Here is a 20,360-nt window from a genome sequence, read left to right as displayed (position 1 = left end):
CTGGAGGGCCGACCGCCGATGGACGACTACCGACTGATCGCCGACCGGATCGCCGCCGAGATCGCGGACGGGCTGCTGCGCCCCGGCCAGCAACTGCCCACCCAGCGCGCGTTCGCCCGCAGCCGGGGCATCGCCAACTCGACGGCCGGGCGCGTCTACCGGGAACTGGCCCGGCGCGGGCTGACCGTCGGTGAGGTCGGACGCGGGACCTTCGTCCGGGCCGGTCGCGCACCGGACGGCGGCCGGGTGGCACTCGCGGAACCGGCCACCGCGCCCGTGGACCTGGAGCTCAACTACCCCTCCGTCCCCGGGCAGGCCGAGCTGCTGACGGGCGGGCTGGCGCCGCTGCTGCGTCCGGACGCGCTGGGCGACGCGCTGCGGCCGGTCGGCGCGGCCGGGACGGGAGCGGCCCGGCGGGCCTTCGCGGGGCTGCTGTCGGCCGGCTCCCGGGAGGTCGACGCGGAGCACCTGCTGTTCGCCGGCAACGGGCGGCAGGCCATCGCCGGTGCCCTGTCCGCGCTGGTGCCGCCCGGGCAGCGGCTGGGGGTCGAGGAGTTGACGTATCCGGTGGTCAAGGCGGTGGCGGAGCGGCTGGGCATCGTGCTGGTACCGCTGGCCCTGGACGAGCACGGGCTGGTGCCGGAGGCCGTGGCCGCCGCCCACCGGGCCGGGCCGCTGCGCGCGGTGTACGTCCAGCCGCGCCTGCAGAACCCGCTGGGCGCGAGCCTGCCACAGGAGCGGGCGGTGGCCCTCGCGGCGGTGCTGCGACGGCTCGACCTGCCGGTGGTCGAGGACGCCATCTGGTCCTTCCTGCGGCCCGAACTCGCGCCGCTGGCCGCGCTCGCGCCGGAGCGCACCGTGCTCGTGGACAGCCTCTCCAAGCGGCTCGCCCCGGGGCTGACCACCGGGTTCGCGGTCGTCCCGGCGGTACTGCGTGAGCGGGTGGCGGGGGCGCTGCGCTCGGGCGGATGGACGCCGAGCGGCTTCGCGCTGGAGGCGGCGGTGCGCTGGATCGGGGACGGCACGCTGTCCGCGGTGGAGGCGGCGAAGCGGGCCGACGCGACGGCCCGGCAGCTGCTGGCGCGCGAGGTGCTGACGGGGCGACGACTGCGGTCCGACCCCTGCTCGTACTACCTGTGGTGGGAGCTGCCGACGGGCCGACGGGCGGAGGCCTTCGTCGCGGAGGCCGCGCGTGCCGGGATCTCGGTCACGCCCGCGGCCGCCTTCGCCGTCGACCCCCGGCGCTCGCCCTCCGCCGTCCGGGTCGGGCTGGCGTCGCCGCCGCTGCCGGTGCTGGCGCGGGCGCTGCAGACGCTGTCGGAGATCGCGGAGGGAGGCGGGTGAGCGGCGAACGACGAACAACTGACAGCTGACAGCTTTCGAAATCTGTCAGCCGTCAGTTGTCGTTCGTCATCCGTTACCTGTCGTCCGCCACCCGTCACCCATCAGCCGTCAGTCGCCCGTGCCGCTCCGGCTCCCCCGGACCGCGGTGTCCGCCGCACCCCCGGCGCCGACGGCGCGCAGGCGGCTCGCCGCGGTGGCGGCGAGCTGGGGTGCGATCCGGGCCACGTCCCGGGAGCCGACCACCGCGATCAGGGTCGGCAGCAGCCAGCGGACCGGCTGCATCCCGCGCAGCCAGGCCTGCGCGTAGACGTGGGCGGACCGACGGGCGATCCCGGCGACGATCCGGTCCACCGCGGGCTCCAGCGGATACGTCTTGTTCGCCGGCCACGGCAGCCGGGAGCGCATCTGCTTCAGCACGGCGTCCTGGTCTGCCCCGCGCACCATGTCCGTGTCGGTCCAGCTCAGATACCCGACACCGACCTTGACTCCTTGGTAGGCCACCTCCGCACGGATCGAGTGGGCGAAGGCCTCCACCCCGGACTTGCTGGCGCAGTACGCGCTCATCAGCGGCGCGGGGGTCAGCGCCGCGAGCGAGGCGATCTGGAGCAGGTAGCCGCGGCTCTCGGCGAGCGCCGGCAGGAAGGCCCGCGCGGTGGCCACGCTGCCGAGCAGGTTGACCTCGATGACCCGGCTGAACGCCTTGTGGTCGCTGTCGGTCAGCGGCCCGCCGATGGCGATCCCGGCGTTGGCGACGACGGCGTCGATCCGCCCGTAGTGCTCCTTGATCCGGCGGGCGGTGGACTCCAGGGCGTCGAGGTCGGTGACGTCCACCTCCCAGCTGCTCGCGGACGGGCCGCACTGCGCGGCAACGGCCTTCAGCTCCTCCGGTTCCAGCCCCAGCAGGGCCACCTTCGCCCCGCGCCGGGCGAGCTTGCGGGCCAGCGACGCACCGACGCCGCGCGCGGCCCCGGTGACGACGACGACCTGCGCGGACAACGGCGGGATGGCGTTCATGCGACAGCGGTCCTCTCATCGGCGGAAGCGGAAGCGGCGCCGGCGGGCGCGATGGCGGAAGCGGCGCCGGCGGAAGCAGCGCCGGCGGGCGCGGTGGCGAGGTGCGCGGTGGCCATCCGGTGGATCTCGGCGGCGACCTCGTCCGGGCGCTCCAGCGGCGACATGTGGCCGACCCCGGGCAGCAGCAACAGCCCCTGCGGGTCCTGGAGTTCGGCGACCATCCGGTGGGCGTGCACGGGTGGGGTCAGCCGGTCGTCGGTGCCGACCACCACCGCCGTGGGCGCGGTGAGCCGGGCGAGCCCGGCACGGACGTTCAGCCGGTCCAGCACCGCGGCCCAGTTGGCGCGGACGGCGGTCGGGCAGGCGTGCACGATCCGGGCCGTCGCCTCGACCTGCCCGGCGGGCGAACCGGGCCCCATGGTCGCGTACTTGAGCGCTGCCCGACTGACCGGCGAGACCGGCCCGAGGGGCATCCGGGAGCGCAGCAGCTGCCGATGCAGGAAGCGCCGCAGACCCCGGGACCGTACGGATGGTGGCAGCACGGTGAGTTCGGCCACGAGGTCGCCCGGCCCGGTGGAGATCAGGACGGCCGCGGCGGTGCGCTCGGCGACCTCGGGACGGCCACCTGCGGCCATGATGGTCATCCCGCCCATGCTGTGCCCGGCGAGTACGGCCCGCTCGCCCGCCGGAACGGTCCGTGCGAGCACGGCGGACAGGTCCTCGGCCAGCGCCCGGGTCGAGTAGCGGGCCCGGCTGGGCGGGATCTCGCTGTGCCCGTGGCCGCGCTGGTCGTACGCCACCACCCGGTAGCGGTCGGACAGTCGGCGGATCACCGGGGCCCAGAAGGCGGTCGAGCAGGTCCAGCCGTGCGCGAGCACCACGGTGGGCGCGCCGGGCTGGCCGTGCACCTCGACGTGCAGCCGGATGCCGTCCGCCGAGCGGACGGTCAACTCCTCCGCCGGAACCAGCGGTTCGTACTCCTCGGGCAGCTGGATGCCGTTCACGCGGAGACCTCCAGGGCGGCGGCGCGGGCGCCGGTCGGTGCGGCGCGCATGATCAGCTCGTACTCGCCGAGGTCGACCTTGCGGGTGGCGCGGCGGAAGGAGGTGGTGGAGCCGGGCCAGAGCACGGTGTTCTTGCCGCTCGGGTCGAGGTACCAGCTGAGGCAGCCGCCGGTGGTCCAGACGGTGCGGTCCATCCGGTGCTGGAGTTCGAGGTTCCACTGCCGCTGGGCGCGCGCGGTGGGCTGCATCGCGGCGGCACCGATCGAGCCGAGCGTGGTCAACGCGTCGATCATGTAGTTCAGTTGGGACTCGATCATCAGGATCATCGAGCTGTTGCCGAGGCCGGTGTTGGGCCCGATGACGAAGAAGAGGTTCGGGAAGCCGCGCACGGTCGAGCCGCGCAGCGCCTCCATGCCGTCCTTCCACTCCTCGGCCAGGCTGGTGCCGTCGGCGCCGAACACCCGGGCGCCGATGGGCATGTCGGTGACGTGGAAGCCGGTGCCGAAGACGATGGCGTCCACCTCGTGCTCGCTGCCGTCGGCCGCGACCAGTGTGGAGCCGCGCAGTTCGCGCAGCCCGGAGGAGACGACCTCGGTGTTGGCCGCCGCGAGCGCCGGGTAGTAGGTGTTGCTGAGCAGGATGCGCTTGCAGCCGATCCGGTAGTCCGGGGTGAGCCTGGCGCGCAGCTCCGGGTCGCGGACACCCTGGGCGATGTGGCGCTCGGCGATCCGCTGGACCAGGCGCAGCAGCCCGGGGCGGCGCACGAAGGCGTCGACCTGGATCTCCCGGAGGGCGAACAGGGTGCCGCGGCGGACCTTCGTGGTGACCGGCAGGCGGCCGTGCAGCCACTTCTCGAGCTGGGTGATCTCTCGGTCGCGGCGAGGCAGCACCCAGGCCGGAGTGCGCTGGAAGACCGTCAGCTTGCCCACCTTGGGCTGGATCGACGGGATGATCTGGGCGGCGGAGGCACCGGTGCCGACCATCGCGACGCGCTTGCCCGCCAGGTCGAAGTCGTGGTCCCAGCGGGAGGAGTGGAACACCTTGCCGGGGAAGCCGCTCAGCCCGGGCAGGTCGGGGATCTGCGGGTCGGCGAGCGGTCCGGCCGCGGAGACGATGGCGTCGGCGGTCCACTGGCCGGCCGAGGTGGTGATCCGCCAGCGGGTCTGCTCGCTCTCCCAACGAGCCTCCAGCACCTCCGTGTTGAAGCGCAGGTGGGGGCGGAGGCCGAAGACGGTGGCGACCTTCTCCAGGTAGGCGCGGATGTCCGGCTGGCCGGAGAAGCTGCGCGGCCAGTCGGGGTTGGGCGCGAAGGAGAAGGAGTAGAGGTGCGAGGGCACGTCGCAGGCGCAGCCGGGGTAGCTGTTGTCCCGCCAGGTGCCGCCGACGGAGTCCGCCCGTTCCAGCACCACGAAGTCGGTGATCCCGGCGCGGCGCAGTCGGACCGCAGCGCCGAGGCCGCCGAAGCCGGAGCCGATCACCGCCACCCGGACGTGCGGGACGGGCTCCGGCACCGCGGTGGCGTCGCTCGCTGCGGACGCGCCGGAGCTGGGGCGCTTGCTGCTGGGTGCCATGCGGCAAACCTCCTGAGGGTGGGACGGTGATCGTCGCGCTCTCCCGGGGTCTGCAGCCCCGGAACCTCCCGGGGGCTCGCCTCCGGGACCCTGCCAATCGCGCCAGTAATCACTGGCATGGTTGGCAGGGTAGCCCTTGCTGACACCGGATGGAAGAAGCGCGACGACTCCGGTTCGGGGAACCTACCGAGCCGACGGTCCTATGCTGATCGCCGTGGACAAGGTCAGAGCTGCTGCGGGCGACAGAAAACGCGAGTACCGGGTGGAGGAACTGGCCGAGGCCGCCGGCATCACCACCCGCACCCTGCGCTTCTACCGCGAGCGCAGACTGCTTCAGCCACCCCGCAAGGAGGGCCGCATCGCCTGGTACGGCGAGGAGCACCTGGCCCGACTGCGGATGATCGGCGAGCTGCTCGAACGCGGCCACACCCTGGGCGGCATCGCCGAGCTGATCGGTGCCGGGGAGAGCGGGCGGGACGTCGCCGAGCTGATCGGACTGGAGGCGGCGATCGTCGCACCGTGGTCCGACGAGACGCCGGTGCGCCTGGACTGGGACGAGCTGAAGAGCGTGTTCGGCGACCAGCTCACCGAGGAGAACACCGACGAGTCGATCGCCCAGGGCTACATCACCGTCGGAGAGGACGGCATCACCCACGTCAGCCGCCGGCTGATGGACGCCACCAGGGAGCTGGTGGCGGAGGGCGTGCCGCTCTCGGCCGTGCTGGAGGCCAGCCGGCGCACCCGGGAGCACGTGGACGCCATCGCCGAGATCTTCATTGAGGTGGTCAGCGAGCACCTGCTCAGCGCACTGGCCGCCGACACCCCGCTGCCGCCAGGCGAGGCCACCCGGCTCACCGAGCGCATCCTGCGGGTCCGGCCGCTGGCACGGACGGTCGCGGACGCCCAGTTCACCCTGGCGATGGACCGGCGGGTGCACGTCGAGTACGCCGAACTCCTGCGCCAGCGACGGGAGAACGGCTCCGAGGCGTAGCCGGGCCGCCGCGCGGGCAGGAATCCCGCGTCCTGCCCGCACGTTGGAGGTACCGCCGATGCCCCGACCGCTCAGCCGCCGCGCCGCCCTCGGCCTCGCCGCCGGACTCGCCCCCGGACTCGCGCTCACCGCGTGCGGGCCCGGCTCCCCGACGCCGAATGCCGGCTCGTCCGGCTTGTCGGGCTCGTCGGGCTCGTCGGGCTCGTCGGGCTCGTCGGGCTCCGGCGGGACCCGTACGGTCCGGCACGCGCGCGGCGAGAGCACCGTGCCGGCGCGGGCGAGCCGGGTGGTGGTCCTGGACACCGACGCACTGGACTCGGTGGTCACCCTCGGCCTCAGTCCGGTCGGCGCCACGACGGTCGCCACGGGCGCTCCCTTCCCCGCCTACCTGCCCGCCGAACGGCTGTCCGGGACGAAGCCCGTCGGGGCGATCGGCCAGCCAGGCCTGGAGACGATCGCGGCGCTGCGGCCGGACCTCATCCTGAGCAACCGGGTCCGTGACGACAAGCGCTACGACGAGCTGTCGAAGATCGCGCCGACGGTGCTCTCCAAGACCACCGGGCCGACCTGGAAGGAGAACGTCCGGCTGCACGCCGAGGCCCTGGGCCGCCAGGCCGAGGCCGAAGCGGCGGACGCGGCGTACCGGACCGAGCTGCGGGAACTGGTGACCGCGCTCGGCGGACCGGCCAGGACGGCGGCCACCCGGGTCGAGATGGCCCGCTTCCTGGCGGGCGCGCCGACCAGGCTCTACCTGAACGACACCTTCGTCGGCTCACTGTTCAAGGACCTCGGACTCGGCCGACCCGCCAACCAGGACAAGCCCGGTTTCTCGATGGAGATCAGCCCCGAGCAGGTGGACCAGGCGGCGGCCGACGTCATCTTCTACTCCGTGTACGGGGACGCGGCCAAGTCCGACCGGGAGAAGATCACCGGGGGTGCGCTCTGGAAGGGCCTTGACGCCGTACGCAGCGGGCGGGTGTTCGCGGTGGAGGACAGTCTGTGGATGCTCGGCATCGGCTACACCGGGGCCGGGCTGATCCTGGACGAGATCCGCAAGGACCTGGTGCCGGCGGGCGGGTGACGGACGACGGGCAGCACGCGACGGACGACAGGCCAAGTGCGCTGCCGCTCCGGGGAGTTGTCCGCTACCACCACGACGGTCGAGTTTTCCCGGTGCGCAGGGACCGGACGGAGGCGCGGCTTCGCGCCCGGCGCTCCGCCGCCCGCCACCCACCGCGCCGCGCATCACCACGGAAGCTGCACGGAACGGAAAATTGACGTATCGTCAGGCGTCGCACGGCGGAAGCGACGGTGGTCCGCTCACCGTCGCCCCCGCCGTACTCCCCCGCCGGCCGGCACCAACGGCCCGGCGGGGCCTCGACACTGTCCCGGGCCCGGTCCTGATCGGTCCAGGCCCGGGCCCGGTTCGGTGCCGGGTTCGACTCAGTTGACGTTGACGGCCGTCCAGCCGGCGGCGACCGCGTTGTACTCCGCACTGCCAGAGCCGTACAGGTCCGCCGCCGCGCTGAGGGTGCCCGCACGGGCGCCCGCGTAGTCGGTGGTGGAGGTGAAGTAGGTGGTCAGCGCGCGGTACCAGATCTGCGCGGCCTTGTCCCGCCCGATGCCCGCGAGCGTGGAGTTGTCGTACGTCGGGCTGTCGTAGCTGAACCCGTTGATCGTCTTCGCGCCGCTGCCCTCGGACAGCAGGTAGAAGAAGTGGTTCGCCACCCCGGACGAGTAGTGCACGTCCAGGTTGCCGACGTTCGCGTCCCAGTAGTCCGCCGAGGCGCCGTCCTTGCTCGGCTGGTCCATGTAGCGCAGCGGGCTGCCGTCGCCGCGCAGGTTGATCAGCTCACCGATCCAGTAGTTCGGCGGGTTGGAGGGCAGGTTGGCGTACCACTCGACCATCGTGCCCATGATGTCCGAGGTGGCCTCGTTGAGACCGCCGGACTCGCCCGAGTAGTTGAGGTTCGCGGTCGCGGCGGTGACGCCGTGGCTCATCTCGTGGCCGGCCACGTCGATCTCGGTGAGCGGCGCGGTGTCGTTGCTGCCGTCGCCGTACGACATGCAGAAGCAGCTGTCGTCCCAGAAGGCGTTGACGTAGTTGGAGCCGTAGTGCACCCGGCTGAGGGCGCCGACGCCGTCGTTGCGGATGCCGCTGCGGCCGAAGGCGCTCTTGTAGAAGTCCCAGGTGGTGGCGGCGCCGAACTGGGCGTCCACGGCGGCGGATTCGCGGCTGTTGACGGTTCCGTCGCCGAAGCTGTTGCTGGTGTTGGCGAACAGCGAACCCGTCCCGTCGGTGCCGTTGTTGAGGTCGCTGGTGGACTGGCCGCCCCGGCTGTCGTCCTTCAGCCGGTACTCGGAGCCGCTCTGGGTGGTGGTCAGCGGGACCTGGCCGACGAAGACGCCGTTGCCGGTGCCGGCCGCGGTCTGGACGGTCTCGTGGGTGGCGAGGATCCGGCCGTCGGCGGCGTCGGTGACCAGGATCTGACGGCTCGGGGTGCCGTCGGCGCGCCGGCCGGTGACCGTGGCGCGGTACGCCAGGCGGGGGGTGCCGTCGGTGGCCCAGACCACCAGCTCGGCGCCGCCGGCCTGGTGGACCTCGGTGAGCGGGGACTCGTCGGCGTCGGTGGTCACCCCGACGGTGGCCTTGACCGCCGCGGCGACCTGCGCGGCGGCCTGGTCGGCGGCGAGCTTCGGGGTCAGGTTCGGCAGCGCGATCCGTGCGGCGACCGCCTTGTCGACCGCCTTCACCGAGCCGTCGGCCCTCTGGTGGACGACCAGGTCGCCGCCGATCACGGGCAGACCGGCGTAGGTGCGCTCGAAGCGCAGGTGGCGGCTGCCGTCCTTGTCCACCACGGCGTCCTTGGCGACGAGTTGCTCCTTGTCGCCGAGCTTGAGCGCCTTGGCCAGCGGGCCGGCCTGACCGGCCGCCAGCTTGAGCACGGTCGTGTGCTGCTGGGCGACCTGGGCCTGCGGCGAGGGGGCGGGAGCGGCCTGGGCGGCGGCGCTGACCTGGATCACACCGGTCAGGAGGGCCGTGGCCGAGAGTACGGCGACGGCCGCGAGCTTACGCTTCACGTGCGAGTCCTTCCGGGAAGCCGCGTCTGGGCGCGGTCGCACCGCGTCCCGGGGGCCGGGTCGGCCCTGTGGGGCGGGACGGGCGCTGACGTGCGGGAACCCCGTGCAGTCGAGCGGCTCGCCACCGAGGGGTGGGGGTGGGGCTGCCGCTGGGGGATGACCAGAAGCATGACAATCCAACAGGTGAATTGACAGGTCTGCTTCAGCGATTGGCCGGGTCCCGCCATCAGGTAAAGAGCTTCCAATCGACGGGCGGAACGGGGCGATTCACCGCATTCCACCGAGGGCTTCGCCCCGGGGTCACGGCCGATCGCCTGCGCCTACGGCCCTCCGCTCGCCGCGCATCGGCTCGACGAGCGGGGCAGGCCGGCCGTCGATCGACTTTTACATGTGTGTAGAAGATTCCATACGGTCCCTTGACGAGCGGGTGGCGAGGTTCCGCCACCCACTCCTCCTTGTCCACCCGGAGGGTGTCTGCTACCCAGTCGCCCGCCGACATCAGCGGGACCCGGCGGACCTCGACCCGGTGAGGCGCCGTTCCAGACCGGCCCGGCAGGACGGCCACTCCTCGTCCGTGATCGAGAAGACCGCCGAGTCCCGCAGCTTCCCGGCCTCCCCCGGTGCCCAGGACCGTGACCAGTTCCGCAGCACGCCCTCGAACGTCGCCCCGGCCTTCGCGATCGCCGCCCGCGAACGGCCCTTGCGGGCATCGGTCTTGAGATCGAGCCTGGCCACGCCCCACTCCTCGAAGGCGTGCCGGAACAGCAGGTACTTGGCCTCGGTGTTCAGCCCGGTGCCCTGCGCGGAGGCCGCGAGCCAGGTGAACCCGACCTCTATCGCGAACAGCGAGCCGTCCTCGGGCCGGCGGCGCGGGTCCCAGTACGCCGTCGCCCCGACGGTTCCGGTCGTCGGGCCCGGCCGTCCGACGGGCCCAGTCACTGGAGCCGCCACTCCTGGGCGGTGTTGCCGGGGGTGCAGGCGACCATGGTGACCGCGCTGCCGGGGCCGTTGTTGGTCATGCAGCTCTGGTTCTGGTAGTCGCCGAGCGTGTACGAGCCCGCCGAACCTCCGCTGCGGACCGTCCAGTTGGTGAGGAAGCTGAACCCTCCGCTCAGCACGACCTTCCCGTCCATGGTCTGGACCATCTGCGGGCCGCCGTTGTTGCAGGCGTTAAAGAGGATCCACGCGCCGGGGTTGGTCGAACGCACCCAGCCGTACTGCGCGTGACCGCCGACCACGATCGGGTTGTCGCCGTTCAGGTTGTCGTCGCGCATCCCGACGGTGCGGCCGTCCTTCACACTGACGATGGTGCTCCAACTGTTGCCGCCGCAGGACGCGGGCCGGCTCGGGTTCTGCGGGGCGCCGGTGGTGTCACCGCCGGTGGTCTGGGCCGGGGGCTGCGGGTTCTGGTTGGCGGGCGGGTTGGGCGGGTTGCCACCGCCGGGCTGGCTCGCCTGACCGGCCGACGATCCGCCCGCAGCCGTACCCGCGCCACCGGTCCGGCCTCCGCTCGAACCGCCCTGGCCGCCGCTGCCGCCCTGCCCGGCGGCCGGGACCGGAGGGACCGGGACCGGAAGCTGTCCCTGGACGGCTCCGGGTGCCGACTGGTCGGGGCCCGGGGTTGCTGCCGGGGTGTCGGTCGGCACCGGGGCGGCCGGCGCGGTCGTGGCCGTGGGTGCCGGGGTGGCGGTGCCCGGGTTCGCCGGCACGGTGACCACCACGGTCGGCTGGACGGCGGGCGGCAGGGCCGCGTCGGAGCCGCCGGCACCGCGGTCGACCAGCAGCACGGTCGCCGTGCCCATCGAGATGACGACGGGAATGACGATGGGTACCAGCAGGGTGCGCCGCGAGCGCTTGCGACCGGGCTCGGTGAGAGCCTGCGGCTCCACCTTCGCGACCTCGTCCGCCGCCGGGGCGCCGCCCTTGACCGGCTCCTTCGCGGCACCCCTGACCAGCTCCACCGCGCCGCCCGCGGCCTCGGCGCCCGCACCGGGTCGGAGCGGGACGGTCCGGCTGTCGGCCGCCCCGGCCTTCCCGGCCTTCCCCGCCTTCCCGGGCGCCTGCGTGCCGCCCGCGGCACCCTCCACCGCGCCGCCCTCCTGCGCGACGCCTTCCCCGGCAACGCCTCCCCCCGCAAGGCCTTCCGCCACGCCGACCTCCGCCGCGCCGACCTCCCCCGCGAGTGCCGCACGGGCCGCACGGGCCGCCGCCGCCATCGCCGCGGCGTCCGCGTACCGCTCCTCGGGCTTCTTGGCGAGCGCCCGGGCGACCAGCACCCGCACTGGTGCCGGGAAGGTGTCCGGCAGCTCCGGCACCGGCTGGTTGACGTGCTTGAGCGCGATCTGGAGCGGCCCGTCACCGGAGTAGGGCGGCTTGCCGACCAGCAGCTCGTAGCAGACCACGCCGATCGAGTAGAGATCGGTGGCCGGTCCGATGTCCGCACCCTCCGCCTGCTCCGGGGACATGTAGAGCGCGGTGCCGATGATCGCGAACGGAGCGGTGAGCTTGGTGCTGGCGAGCGCCCGGGCGATGCCGAAGTCGGTGATGGCCACCCGCCCGTCGACGCGCACCATCAGGTTGGACGGCTTGATGTCCCGGTGCACGATCTCCCGCCGGTGCGCGGCGTGCAGCGCGTCCAGGGCACCCGCCACCAGGTCGAGGGTGCGCCCGACGGTCATCGGGCCGGTGTCCTTGAGCACCCTGTCCAGCGGACGGCCGTCGATCAGCTCCATGACGATGTAGGCGCAGCGTTCCTCGCCGTCCCCGCCGCTCTCGCCGTAGTCGTGGACGCCGACCACGCCGGGGTGGTCGACCGCGGCGACGAGCTGGGCCTCACGGCGGAAGCGCTGGGCGGAGGTCTCGTCCTCCAGCAGCTCCGAGCGCAGGATCTTGACCGCCACCCGGCGCGCCAGCACGGTGTCCTCGGCCTTCCAGACCGAACCCATCGCGCCGCCACCGATCTTCTCGACCAGCTCGTACCGCCCGCCGAGTACGGTGCCCGCCCCGCTCATAGCCCTGCTCCCCGTGTTTCGTGACCCGCCCCGACGGGTCATCGGCACACAGTGTGCCAGAGCATGTCACAGGCTCGATGATTCAGGTCCGGACAGGAATTGAGCACGAATCATCACTCTTTGAGGAAATACCGGGCATGCTCCGAAACCTCTCGGACAGCCGCGACGACCGCCCGGGGCCGGTCGGCCTGAATGACGTGACCGGCGCCGTGGACCGTGCCGTGCGTTCCCCGGACGGCACGCCTCGCGACGCCCGCCTGCAGGGCGGTCCAGCGGACGCGCACCGCGCCCGGCAGACCCCGGGTCGCGCTCAGGACCGCCAGCGGCACCCCGACCGGTCGCGCGGCGGAACGGCGCCGCCGGATCGCGGTGGCGGCGAGGGCGGTCAGCCGCTGCTCGGCGAGGACGGCCCGCCGCTGGTGGCGGTGCCCGATCACGGCCGCCTCGGCCCGGACGAGCGGCTCCCCCGGATCGGGGGACGTCGGCCGCGACGCCGCCGACGCCGACGCGACCCGGTACAGCCACAGCCGGGTCAGCACCGCCTCGGCGAGCCGGATGGACCGTGGCTGGAACTCCTCGTGCGCCGGATCCACCAGGACCAGCCCGGCCACCAGCTCCGGCCGCTGCCAGGCGAGGAGTTGGGCCAGCTGAGCGCCCCAGCTGTGCCCGACCAGGAGCGCCGGGCCCGCGTCCAGGTGCCGCACCAGGGCGGCCAGGTCGGCGATCTGGCCGTCCAGGGTCGGGGCGGCGAAGGCCCGGTCGGGATCGCTGGCGCCCAGCCCGGCCCGGTCGTACGCCACGACCCGCCCGTACCGGGCGAGTTCGGGCAGTACGGCCGACCAGCTGAGCGCCGTGGTGCCGCACCCCGCGATCAGGACCACCGGCGCGACACCGCCCCGGCCGGCCTCCACCCAGCGCAACGCCCGTCCGTCACGGTCCAGTTCGCCGGTGCGCACGCCGCCGGGCAGGTGCTCGCCGAGCGCCCGCGCGATGGCCTCCTGGACGCTCCGCAGAGCCCGCCCGGGAGGCGCCCCCGCCCCCCGCTCGTCCCGGCTGGCATTCATGTGCCGTCCCCCCGAATCGCCGTCCGGCCCCTCCCCCGGGGCCTGGTTCCGATGACCTGCGCCCGGCCGGGCGCTTGCCCGGCCGGGCAAGCGCCCCGTCGCACGCACCCGTTCGTCGTGCCCGCCGGCCGCATGGGTCAATCGGCCGGCCGGAAGCCGGCCTCAGGCCGGCAGGACCCGCTTCAGCAGGCCGAGCAGCGCCTCCCAGTGCCGCTCGGCGGCCGCGGCGTCGTAGCGGCTGGTGTCGGCCTGGGTGTATCCGTGCGGGGCGCCCGCGTAGACCTCCGCCCGGTACCGGACGCCGGCGGCGGTCAAGGCCTCGGCGAGTCGGTCGATCTGCTCGGGCGGCAGCGCGGGGTCGTCGTCCGCGTGGCCGAAGTACAGCTCGGCGGTGATCCGTTCGGCGCCCAGGTGAGGGCTGTCCGGGCTGTCGGTGGCGAGGCCGCCGCCGTGGAAGCCCGCCGCGACGGCGATCCGGTCCGGATGGCTGGCGGCCGTGCGCAGCGCCAGCAGGGCCCCGAGGCAGTAGCCGGTCAGGCCGACCGGGCCGTCCTGGACCAGCGGGGACTCGTCGAGCCAGCGCAGGTACGCCTCCGCGTCGGCGGCGGTCGCCTCCGGGGTGAGGGTGCCGAGCAGCGGGACTATCCGGCCGAAGAGTTCGTCGGCCTGCTCCAGGTCGATGAGCTCCGGCAGTTCGACGACCGGCGCGCGGCCGGCCCGGTGGAAGACGTTGGGGACGAGCACGGTGTACCCGGCCGCGGCCAGCCGGTCGGCCATGCGCTCCAGATGCGGCCGGAGCCCGAAGGCGTCCATGTAGAGGATGACGCCCGGGTGGGCCCGGCCGTCGTCGGGATGGGCGAGGTAGGCGTCGGCGGTGCCGTCCGCCGTCGGAATGTCCACGAGGGTTCCGCGCACGGGCATGGTGAGCGCTCCTTCCGGTTCGTCCGGCAGCGTAACCGGTGGGTCTGCGGCCGGCCCATACGGTGTTCGCCACAGTGTGCCCGCGGTGCCCGCCATTCCCGCCATGCCCGCCGCGTCCACAGCGAGCGCGTCGAGGTGCGTCCTCGCCAGCGCCCGGGGGAACGCTTCGGCCCCGCCGCCGCGTTGAGTGGGCATGGGGTGGATCGTGGGTGTGGCGGCGACCGTCGTGGCGGTGCTGGGGCTCGTACTGCTGGCGGCGTGGCAGGTCCAGGACGAGGCCTCGTCGCGGCCGCGCAAGCGCGGGCCCGGGGCCGGGATGGGCGCTGGTGGACTGGACGAGTTGCACGCGCTGTTCAGACCGGGCAAGCAGGTGCAGATCGAACAGAAGCGGGAGCAGCTCGTCCTGCGGGACGACGCGCAGGCCGGAGCGCCGCCGCACTTCGGTGTGGACCTGGACCAAGGCGTGGCGGTGCTGCCGGGCGGGGCCGCGGGGCGGCCGCCCCGGCCCGCCCCGCACGCGGAGAGCCCGATGGGTACGGCTGCCCGGGCAGCCCGGGTCACGGCTGGTCAAGCACCGCGGGAGACCGGGGCTCAGGCGTCCCAGGTGCGGGAGCAGAGCACCAGCTGGTAGCCGTCCGGGTCGGCTACCGTCACGCCGAACTCGTCCCAGTACGGGTTGTGGGCCTTGACCCGGGTGCCGCCGGCCTCCTCCAGCCGGGCGATCAGGGCCTCGTCCACCGGGGCGCCGAGGTAGACGACGAACAGGTCCTCCGCCGTCGGGGTGGGCTCCATCGGCCGCTCCGGGTCGTGCGTCAGCTCGAAGTGCCAGCTGCCGCCGGGCGGTCCCACCATCAGCAGGTCGTGCTTGCCGGGCACCCGCTCGGTGCTGCGCCACTGCACGGCGAGGCCGAGGCCGCCGACGTAGAAGCGCTCGGCCGCCGCGAGGTCGAGCGAGGGGCGAGCGATCCGGACGTGCACGGTGGAGTCGATCATGTCGGCGACCATAGCCGACGCCGCTGACACTCGGCCCCGCCAGGGCGGCGGCGACTCCTCGCGGACGGTTCGTCAGAGCCGCCGCAGGCGTTCCTCGTCGGAGATCCGCGGGCAGGTCAGGCAGGCGGTCGCCGCGGGCCCGACCGCGTAGTAGAGGCAGCAGCCGAGCCGGGTGCGGGTGTGGTGGGCGCACCCGTCGGGGGTGTGCAGGCGGCGGAAGTCGGCCCCACCGGGAAGCGGCAGGGTGCCGCCGGGCAGGACGGCCTCGGCGGCGGCGACGGAGGCGTCCTCCTCGTCGAGCATCCGGCCGAGGTACCAGAGGGCGGAGGCGAGGTCGTCCGTCACCATGCCCCAGAGGGCACGGTCGCGGCGCCGGGTGGGACCGGCGAACGCGGCGAGCACCGGCCCGAGGTGCGCGACCACGGCGGTCCGCAGTTCGGCGCGCAGCTCGTCGTCGCCGGGCAGGGTGACGTGGCCGCGCGGGCGCAGGGCGAGCGCGCCGGTGGGGGCGTGCAGCCAGAGGTCGGCGGGGTCGACGCCCGGCACGCGGCGGGAGAGGTGCCAAGGACCGGCGATCAGCAGGCAGGCCGACCAGGCGTAGTGGTGGAGCAGCCGGGAGGCGGTGACATGAGGTCGCGGGGCGCGGCCGTGCTCGTCGGCGATGCGGGCCTCCGCACCGGCCAGGACAGCGGCCAGCGCCCTTTCGTCGGTGGCGAGTTCGACTCCGGAGTACCAGCCGTCGGCGGTGTCCGGGTCGGGCTCGTCGGCGGCGACCAGGCGCAGTTCCAGCACCGGGCAGAGCTCCGTCAGCCGCCGGTAGTCGGCGACGAGCGCCGGGGCTGCGGCGGGTACGCCGGGCGCGACGGCCACAACCGGCACCACGGGCGCGTCCGGCACGGCCGGCACGGCGGGCACGACGGACACCGAGGGCGCGACGGACACTGAGGGCGCGGAAGGCGCGACGGACACGGGTGTTCCGGGAACCATTGACACTCCCGAGATCGATTCTGCATGATCGATTAAGGTGAGGCTCACCTTACAATGCATCACGGCGCCTGGCGACGGGGGTCGGCACCGACGCCCCACCCGTCGACCCCACCCGTCGAGCCCATCAGCCGAGCCCGCCGGCACTTGACGAATTTAGGTAAACCTAACCTAAGATATTGCCTCGTGCTGAGAACCGACCCGCCGGCCTCCACAGCCCCGGCGACGCCTCGTGCGCCGGCGATCAGGCGGCCCCTGCTGCTGCTCGCCGGCGTGTGCGCGCTCGTGCTGTGTGCCGCTCTGAGCCTTGCTCTGGGCTCCCGCTCCATTCCGCTCTCCACCGTGGTCGACGCCCTCACCGGTGCCGCTCACGGCGGTGACGCCGACGTGGTGACGGGCCTTCGGGTTCCGCGCACGCTCATCGGACTGGCGGTCGGGGCCGCGCTCGGCGTCGCCGGGGCGGTCGCCCAGGGCGTCACCCGCAACCCGCTGGCCTCCCCGGTCACCCTCGGCATCAACGCCGGGGCGAGCCTGTTCGTGGTCGCCGCGATCTTCACGCTGGATCTCGCCCGCCCGGTCGAGTACGTCTGGTTCGCCTTCGCCGGTGCGGCCGTCGCCGCCGTCGCCGCGTACGCGATGTCCCGGCGCGGCGGGGACCTCGACCCGGTCCGGCTCGCGCTCGGCGGCACCGTGCTCACCGTGGTGCTCACCTCCTGGACCTCCGCGCTGATGCTGGCCAGTCACCGCACCCTGGACGAGGCCCGGTTCTGGCTGGCCGGCTCGATCGCCGGGCGGCACCTGGACACCCTCGTCCCCGTCCTGCCCTTCCTCGTGCTGGGCCTGGTCGGCGCCCTCGCCATCGCGCCCGCGCTCAACGCGCTGGCGCTCGGCGACGAGACCGCGCAGGCGCTGGGCGTGCCGGTGGCCCGGATCCGGGTGGCCGGCGGGCTGGCCGTGGTGCTGCTCGCGGGCAGCGCGGTCGCCGTGGCCGGACCGGTGGCGTTCATCGGACTGGCCGCCCCGCACCTGGTCCGTCCTCTGCTCGGAAACGACCACCGCTGGCTGCTGCCCGGCTGCCTGGTCACCGGCCCGCTGCTGTTGCTCACCGCCGACGTGCTCGGCCGGCTGGTGGTCCGCCCGTCCGAGATCGAGGTCGGCATCGTGACCGCGTTCCTCGGTGCGCCGCTGCTCGCGGTGCTGGCCCGGAAGGTGGCCAAGTGAGCGCGATCGCCCTGCCCGTCCGGGCACTCGGCCGCCGCCGCGCCCGTACCGCCGTCTGGTCGCTGGTGGCCGCCGCGCTGCTGGTGCTGCTGACCGGGATCGCCCTCGGCACCGGGCAGCTCGACATCTCCGCCTGGGACGCGCTGCGCGCGCTGGCCGGACAGGGTGAGCCCGGAAACGTCCTGGTGGTGCAGCAGTTCCGCGCCCCCCGGGTGGTCTCGGCACTGATCGCGGGGGCCGGGCTGGCGATGGCCGGCTCGACGCTCCAGCGACTGTTCCGCAACCCGCTCGCCGCGCCCGACACCATCGGCATCACCGGCGGCGCCTCCTTCGGCGCGGTGCTGATGCTGGCCACCGGCGCCTCCCAGCAGCTGATCCCGCTGGCCGCGGTCGGCGGCGGGCTGCTCGCGGCACTGCTGCTCGGCGGCTTCGCCTGGCGCTCCAGGATGGCCGTCACCCGGCTGGTACTGGTCGGCCTGGCGGTCCAGCAGGGCCTGGCCGCCGCCGTGAACCTGATGATCGTACGGTTTCCGGCCGAGCTGGCCTCCTCCGCGCTCCAGTGGACCACCGGCTCGCTCTACGGCCGCAACTGGACCGAGGTGTGGATCGGCGGCACCGCCATCGCACTGACCGCCGTCGCCCTACTGCTCTGCCAGCGGCGGATCGCCGTGCTCGACCTCGGCGACGACTCCGCCGGCGGCCTCGGCCTCAACCCGGCCCGGGACCGGCTGTGGCTGCTGCTGCTCACCATCACCCTGGCCTCGCTGGCCGCCGCGCTCACCGGGCCGGTCGCCTTCGTCGCGCTCGCCGTCCCGCACCTGGTCCGGCTGCTCGCCGGTCCGCCCACCCTCGGCACGCTCGGACTCACCGCGCTCACCGGCGCCGTGCTGCTGCTCTCCGCCGACCTCCTCGTGCTGCACGTGATCCCCGTCCACGGCCTGCCGGTCGGTGCCGTCACCGCCACCCTCGGCGCGCCCTGGCTCCTGGTGCTGATGATCCGCCAGGGCCGGCTTCCCCAGAGGAGCAGCTGATGACCTCCGTCGAGACCACTGCCGGGACGACCGCCGGGACGACCGCCGGGACGACCGCCGGGACGACCAGGACGACCAGGACGACCGGGGCCGCTGGGACCGCTGGGGCCGAGGTGGGCGCGGCTGGCGGTGGCGCCGCGAACCGGCTCGCCGCCCGGGGCCTCGGCCTGCGCTACGGCGACCGGACCATCGTGGACGGGCTCGACCTCGAACTGCCCGGCAACGCCGTCACCGCGATCGTCGGGCCGAACGCCTGCGGAAAGTCCACGCTGCTGCGCGGGCTGGTCCGGCTGCTCGACCCGGCCGCCGGGACGGTCACCCTGGACGGCGCCGACATCCACCGGATGCCCGCCCGGGCGCTCGCCAAGCGGATGGGCCTGCTCCCGCAGCAGCCCGTCACCCCCGAGGCCGTCACCGTCGAGGCGCTGGTGCGGCTCGGGCGCTACCCGCACCAGCGGATGCTCAGCCCGTGGTCCAAGGCGGACCAGGCGGCGGTCGAGGAGGCGCTGGAGCGCACCGGCACCGCCGAGTTGCGCGACCGCCAGGTGGACCGGCTCTCGGGCGGGCAGCGCCAGCGGGTCTGGATCGCGCTCGCGCTCGCCCAGGAGACCGACCTGCTGCTGCTGGACGAGCCGACCACCTTCCTGGACCTGCGCCACCAGCTGGACGTCCTCGACCTGGTCGCCGACCTGCACGCCGAGGCCGGGCGGACCGTCGTGATGGTGCTGCACGACCTCGGCCAGGCCGCCCGGTACGCCGACCACCTGGTGGTGCTCAAGGACGGGCGGCTCGCGGCCGCCGGTCCGCCGTCGGAGGTGCTGACGGCCGAGCTGGTGGAGAGCGTGTTCCAGGTGCCGTGCCGGGTCGTGCCCGACCCGGAGACCGGTACGCCGCTGGTCGTGCCGAGGGCGCGGACCCGGCGCTGACACCCCGCCCTCCCCTGCCCCTTTGGTGAACTCCCCCATCCCATCCCCCTGTTCGGCCGAACGGCTCGAACCGATCCAAGGAACCCCGATGAACCGCCGCCTCCCCGTCGCCGTCCTCGCCGTCGCCCTCTCGACCACCCTGCTCGCCGCCTGCGGCAGCAACGGGGACGGTGCCAAGTCCGGCGGCGACTCCGCGTCGCCCGCGTCCTCCGGCACCGCCGCCGGATTCCCGCGCAGCGTCAAGCACGCCGCCGGAACGGCCGAGATCAAGAGCCAGCCCAAGCGCGTCGTGGTCCTGGACAGCGGCGAGCTGGACGACGTCACGCTGCTCGGCATCACTCCGGTCGGCGCGGTGTCCCCGCACATGAAGACCGAGGGCGGGTTCCCGAACTACCTCAAGGACAAGATCAAGGACACCAAGGACGTCGGCCCGATGAACGAGCCGAACCTGGAGCTGATCGCCTCCCTCAAGCCCGACCTGATCCTCTCCTCCAAGGTCCGCCACGCCAAGGTGTACGACCAGCTGAACGCGATCGCCCCGACCGTGCTGGCCGAGACCACGGGCTTCCCGTGGAAGGAGAACCTCGCGCTGTACGCCCAGGCGCTCGGCAAGGAGGACGACGCCAAGAAGGCGCTGGCCGACTACGAGGCGCGGGCGAAGAAGCTCGGCGAGGCGATCAAGGCGAAGAACAACGGGACCATGCCGACGGCGTCGGTGGTCCGCTTCGTGGCCGGCCCGACCCGCCTGTACGCCAAGTCCTCCTACAGCGGCGTGGTGCTCAAGGACGTCGGCCTGGCCCGTCCGGCCTCGCAGGACGTGGAGCAGAACATCGTCGAGGTCAGCACCGAGCAGATCAACCAGGCCGACGCGGACCTGGTGTTCGTCACCACCGCCGACGACCCGACCAAGACCAAGGAGAGCGAGGTCCAGCAGACCCCGGTCTGGCAGGGCCTGAACGCCGTCAAGAACAACAAGGTGTTCAACGTCCCGGACGAGACCTGGATGTCCGGCATCGGCGTCCAGGCCGCCGACGCGATGCTCGTCGACATCGCCAAGGCGGCGGGCGTGGACGCGCCCAAGTAACCGTCACTGCGGGGGCGAACAGATGACAGCTGACCGATGACAGATCACAGATGACAGCTTTCGAAATCTGTCCGCTGTCATCCGTTCGCCCTCCCTCCTCCGCCCCACCCAAGGACCCTC

17 protein-coding genes and 1 pseudogene are annotated in these 20,360 nt (G+C 73.5%); 8 read left to right on the top strand and 10 right to left on the bottom strand.

The genetic code is table 11. The features are described 5' to 3' along the window. Nucleotides 1-18: 18 nt before the first annotated feature. Nucleotides 19-1,344, top strand: a complete 1,326-nt coding sequence (locus ABZ449_RS01295; RefSeq protein WP_360338785.1) for a PLP-dependent aminotransferase family protein — start codon at nucleotides 19-21, stop codon at nucleotides 1,342-1,344. Between the two features lie 108 nt (nucleotides 1,345-1,452). On the opposite strand, the gene ABZ449_RS01290 is transcribed toward ABZ449_RS01295, so the two are convergent. The 3 genes from ABZ449_RS01290 to ABZ449_RS01280 are packed head-to-tail and all read right to left on the bottom strand — an operon-like array spanning nucleotide 1,453 to nucleotide 4,933. Continuing rightward, complete coding sequence (locus ABZ449_RS01290) at nucleotides 1,453-2,358, bottom strand: SDR family oxidoreductase (protein WP_360338107.1); 906 nt, start codon at nucleotides 2,356-2,358, stop codon at nucleotides 1,453-1,455. Beyond that, entirely contained in the window at nucleotides 2,355-3,362 is a 1,008-nt protein-coding gene (locus ABZ449_RS01285) for an alpha/beta hydrolase (RefSeq protein ID WP_360338104.1), read from the bottom strand. Before ABZ449_RS01285 ends, ABZ449_RS01290 begins: the two co-directional genes overlap by 4 nt. Next, complete coding sequence (locus ABZ449_RS01280; RefSeq protein ID WP_360338101.1) at nucleotides 3,359-4,933, bottom strand: NAD(P)/FAD-dependent oxidoreductase; 1,575 nt, start codon at nucleotides 4,931-4,933, stop codon at nucleotides 3,359-3,361. The genes ABZ449_RS01285 and ABZ449_RS01280 overlap by 4 nt, the downstream gene beginning before the upstream one ends. Nucleotides 4,934-5,147: 214 nt before the next feature. On the opposite strand from ABZ449_RS01280, the gene ABZ449_RS01275 reads away from it, so the two are divergent. Both ABZ449_RS01275 and ABZ449_RS01270 read left to right on the top strand, forming a co-directional pair. Next, nucleotides 5,148-5,924 carry a MerR family transcriptional regulator gene (locus tag ABZ449_RS01275; protein WP_360338098.1) on the top strand — a complete coding sequence of 259 codons (777 nt, stop codon included), beginning with the start codon at nucleotides 5,148-5,150 and terminating at the stop codon, nucleotides 5,922-5,924. Between the two features lie 58 nt (nucleotides 5,925-5,982). Then, complete coding sequence (locus tag ABZ449_RS01270; RefSeq protein WP_360338095.1) at nucleotides 5,983-7,005, top strand: iron-siderophore ABC transporter substrate-binding protein; 1,023 nt, start codon at nucleotides 5,983-5,985, stop codon at nucleotides 7,003-7,005. 362 nt (nucleotides 7,006-7,367) lie between these two features. On the opposite strand, the gene ABZ449_RS01265 is transcribed toward ABZ449_RS01270, so the two are convergent. From ABZ449_RS01265 to ABZ449_RS01245, 5 genes and pseudogenes are all read right to left on the bottom strand, one after another. Then, nucleotides 7,368-9,005 (bottom strand): M4 family metallopeptidase, encoded by a 1,638-nt coding sequence (locus tag ABZ449_RS01265; RefSeq protein WP_360338092.1) that lies wholly within the window; start codon nucleotides 9,003-9,005, stop codon nucleotides 7,368-7,370. 498 nt (nucleotides 9,006-9,503) lie between these two features. Beyond that, nucleotides 9,504-9,902, bottom strand: a pseudogene (locus ABZ449_RS01260) (GNAT family protein); the annotation flags it as partial. Nucleotides 9,903-9,940: 38 nt separating this feature from the next. Next, entirely contained in the window at nucleotides 9,941-12,016 is a 2,076-nt protein-coding gene (locus tag ABZ449_RS01255; RefSeq protein ID WP_360338089.1) for a serine/threonine-protein kinase, read from the bottom strand. Nucleotides 12,017-12,129: 113 nt separating this feature from the next. After that, on the bottom strand, nucleotides 12,130-13,080 hold the full coding sequence (locus ABZ449_RS01250; RefSeq protein ID WP_360338086.1) for an alpha/beta hydrolase: 951 nt from the start codon (nucleotides 13,078-13,080) through the stop codon (nucleotides 12,130-12,132). A 162-nt stretch (nucleotides 13,081-13,242) separates the two neighbouring features. Next, complete coding sequence (locus ABZ449_RS01245; RefSeq protein ID WP_360338083.1) at nucleotides 13,243-14,001, bottom strand: dienelactone hydrolase family protein; 759 nt, start codon at nucleotides 13,999-14,001, stop codon at nucleotides 13,243-13,245. A 193-nt stretch (nucleotides 14,002-14,194) separates the two neighbouring features. On the opposite strand from ABZ449_RS01245, the gene ABZ449_RS01240 reads away from it, so the two are divergent. Continuing rightward, nucleotides 14,195-14,632 (top strand): DUF6191 domain-containing protein, encoded by a 438-nt coding sequence (locus ABZ449_RS01240; protein ID WP_360338080.1) that lies wholly within the window; start codon nucleotides 14,195-14,197, stop codon nucleotides 14,630-14,632. Here the strand turns inward: ABZ449_RS01240 and ABZ449_RS01235 are convergent. After that, entirely contained in the window at nucleotides 14,593-14,994 is a 402-nt protein-coding gene (locus tag ABZ449_RS01235) for a VOC family protein (protein WP_360338077.1), read from the bottom strand. The genes ABZ449_RS01240 and ABZ449_RS01235 overlap by 40 nt on opposite strands. 72 nt (nucleotides 14,995-15,066) lie before the next feature. Beyond that, nucleotides 15,067-15,909 carry a (2Fe-2S)-binding protein gene (locus tag ABZ449_RS01230; RefSeq protein ID WP_360338075.1) on the bottom strand — a complete coding sequence of 281 codons (843 nt, stop codon included), beginning with the start codon at nucleotides 15,907-15,909 and terminating at the stop codon, nucleotides 15,067-15,069. Between the two features lie 312 nt (nucleotides 15,910-16,221). On the opposite strand from ABZ449_RS01230, the gene ABZ449_RS01225 reads away from it, so the two are divergent. The 4 genes from ABZ449_RS01225 to ABZ449_RS01210 all read left to right on the top strand — a co-directional run bounded on the left by ABZ449_RS01225 (nucleotide 16,222) and on the right by ABZ449_RS01210 (nucleotide 20,240). After that, the gene (locus ABZ449_RS01225; RefSeq protein WP_360338782.1) at nucleotides 16,222-17,199 is read left to right on the top strand and encodes an iron ABC transporter permease; all 978 of its coding nucleotides are present in this window, start codon (nucleotides 16,222-16,224) and stop codon (nucleotides 17,197-17,199) included. A 62-nt stretch (nucleotides 17,200-17,261) separates the two neighbouring features. Further along, nucleotides 17,262-18,230, top strand: a complete 969-nt coding sequence (locus tag ABZ449_RS01220; protein ID WP_360338779.1) for an iron ABC transporter permease — start codon at nucleotides 17,262-17,264, stop codon at nucleotides 18,228-18,230. Next, entirely contained in the window at nucleotides 18,230-19,156 is a 927-nt protein-coding gene (locus tag ABZ449_RS01215; protein WP_360338072.1) for an ABC transporter ATP-binding protein, read from the top strand. Before ABZ449_RS01220 ends, ABZ449_RS01215 begins: the two co-directional genes overlap by 1 nt. An 88-nt stretch (nucleotides 19,157-19,244) precedes the next feature. Further along, complete coding sequence (locus ABZ449_RS01210) at nucleotides 19,245-20,240, top strand: iron-siderophore ABC transporter substrate-binding protein (RefSeq protein WP_360338069.1); 996 nt, start codon at nucleotides 19,245-19,247, stop codon at nucleotides 20,238-20,240. Nucleotides 20,241-20,360 lie beyond the last annotated feature (120 nt).

The organism is Kitasatospora sp. NPDC005856 (assembly GCF_040629945.1).
In the GTDB taxonomy this organism is placed as follows: Bacteria; Actinomycetota; Actinomycetes; order Streptomycetales; family Streptomycetaceae; genus Kitasatospora.
This window is presented reverse-complemented; position numbering and strand designations above follow the sequence as displayed.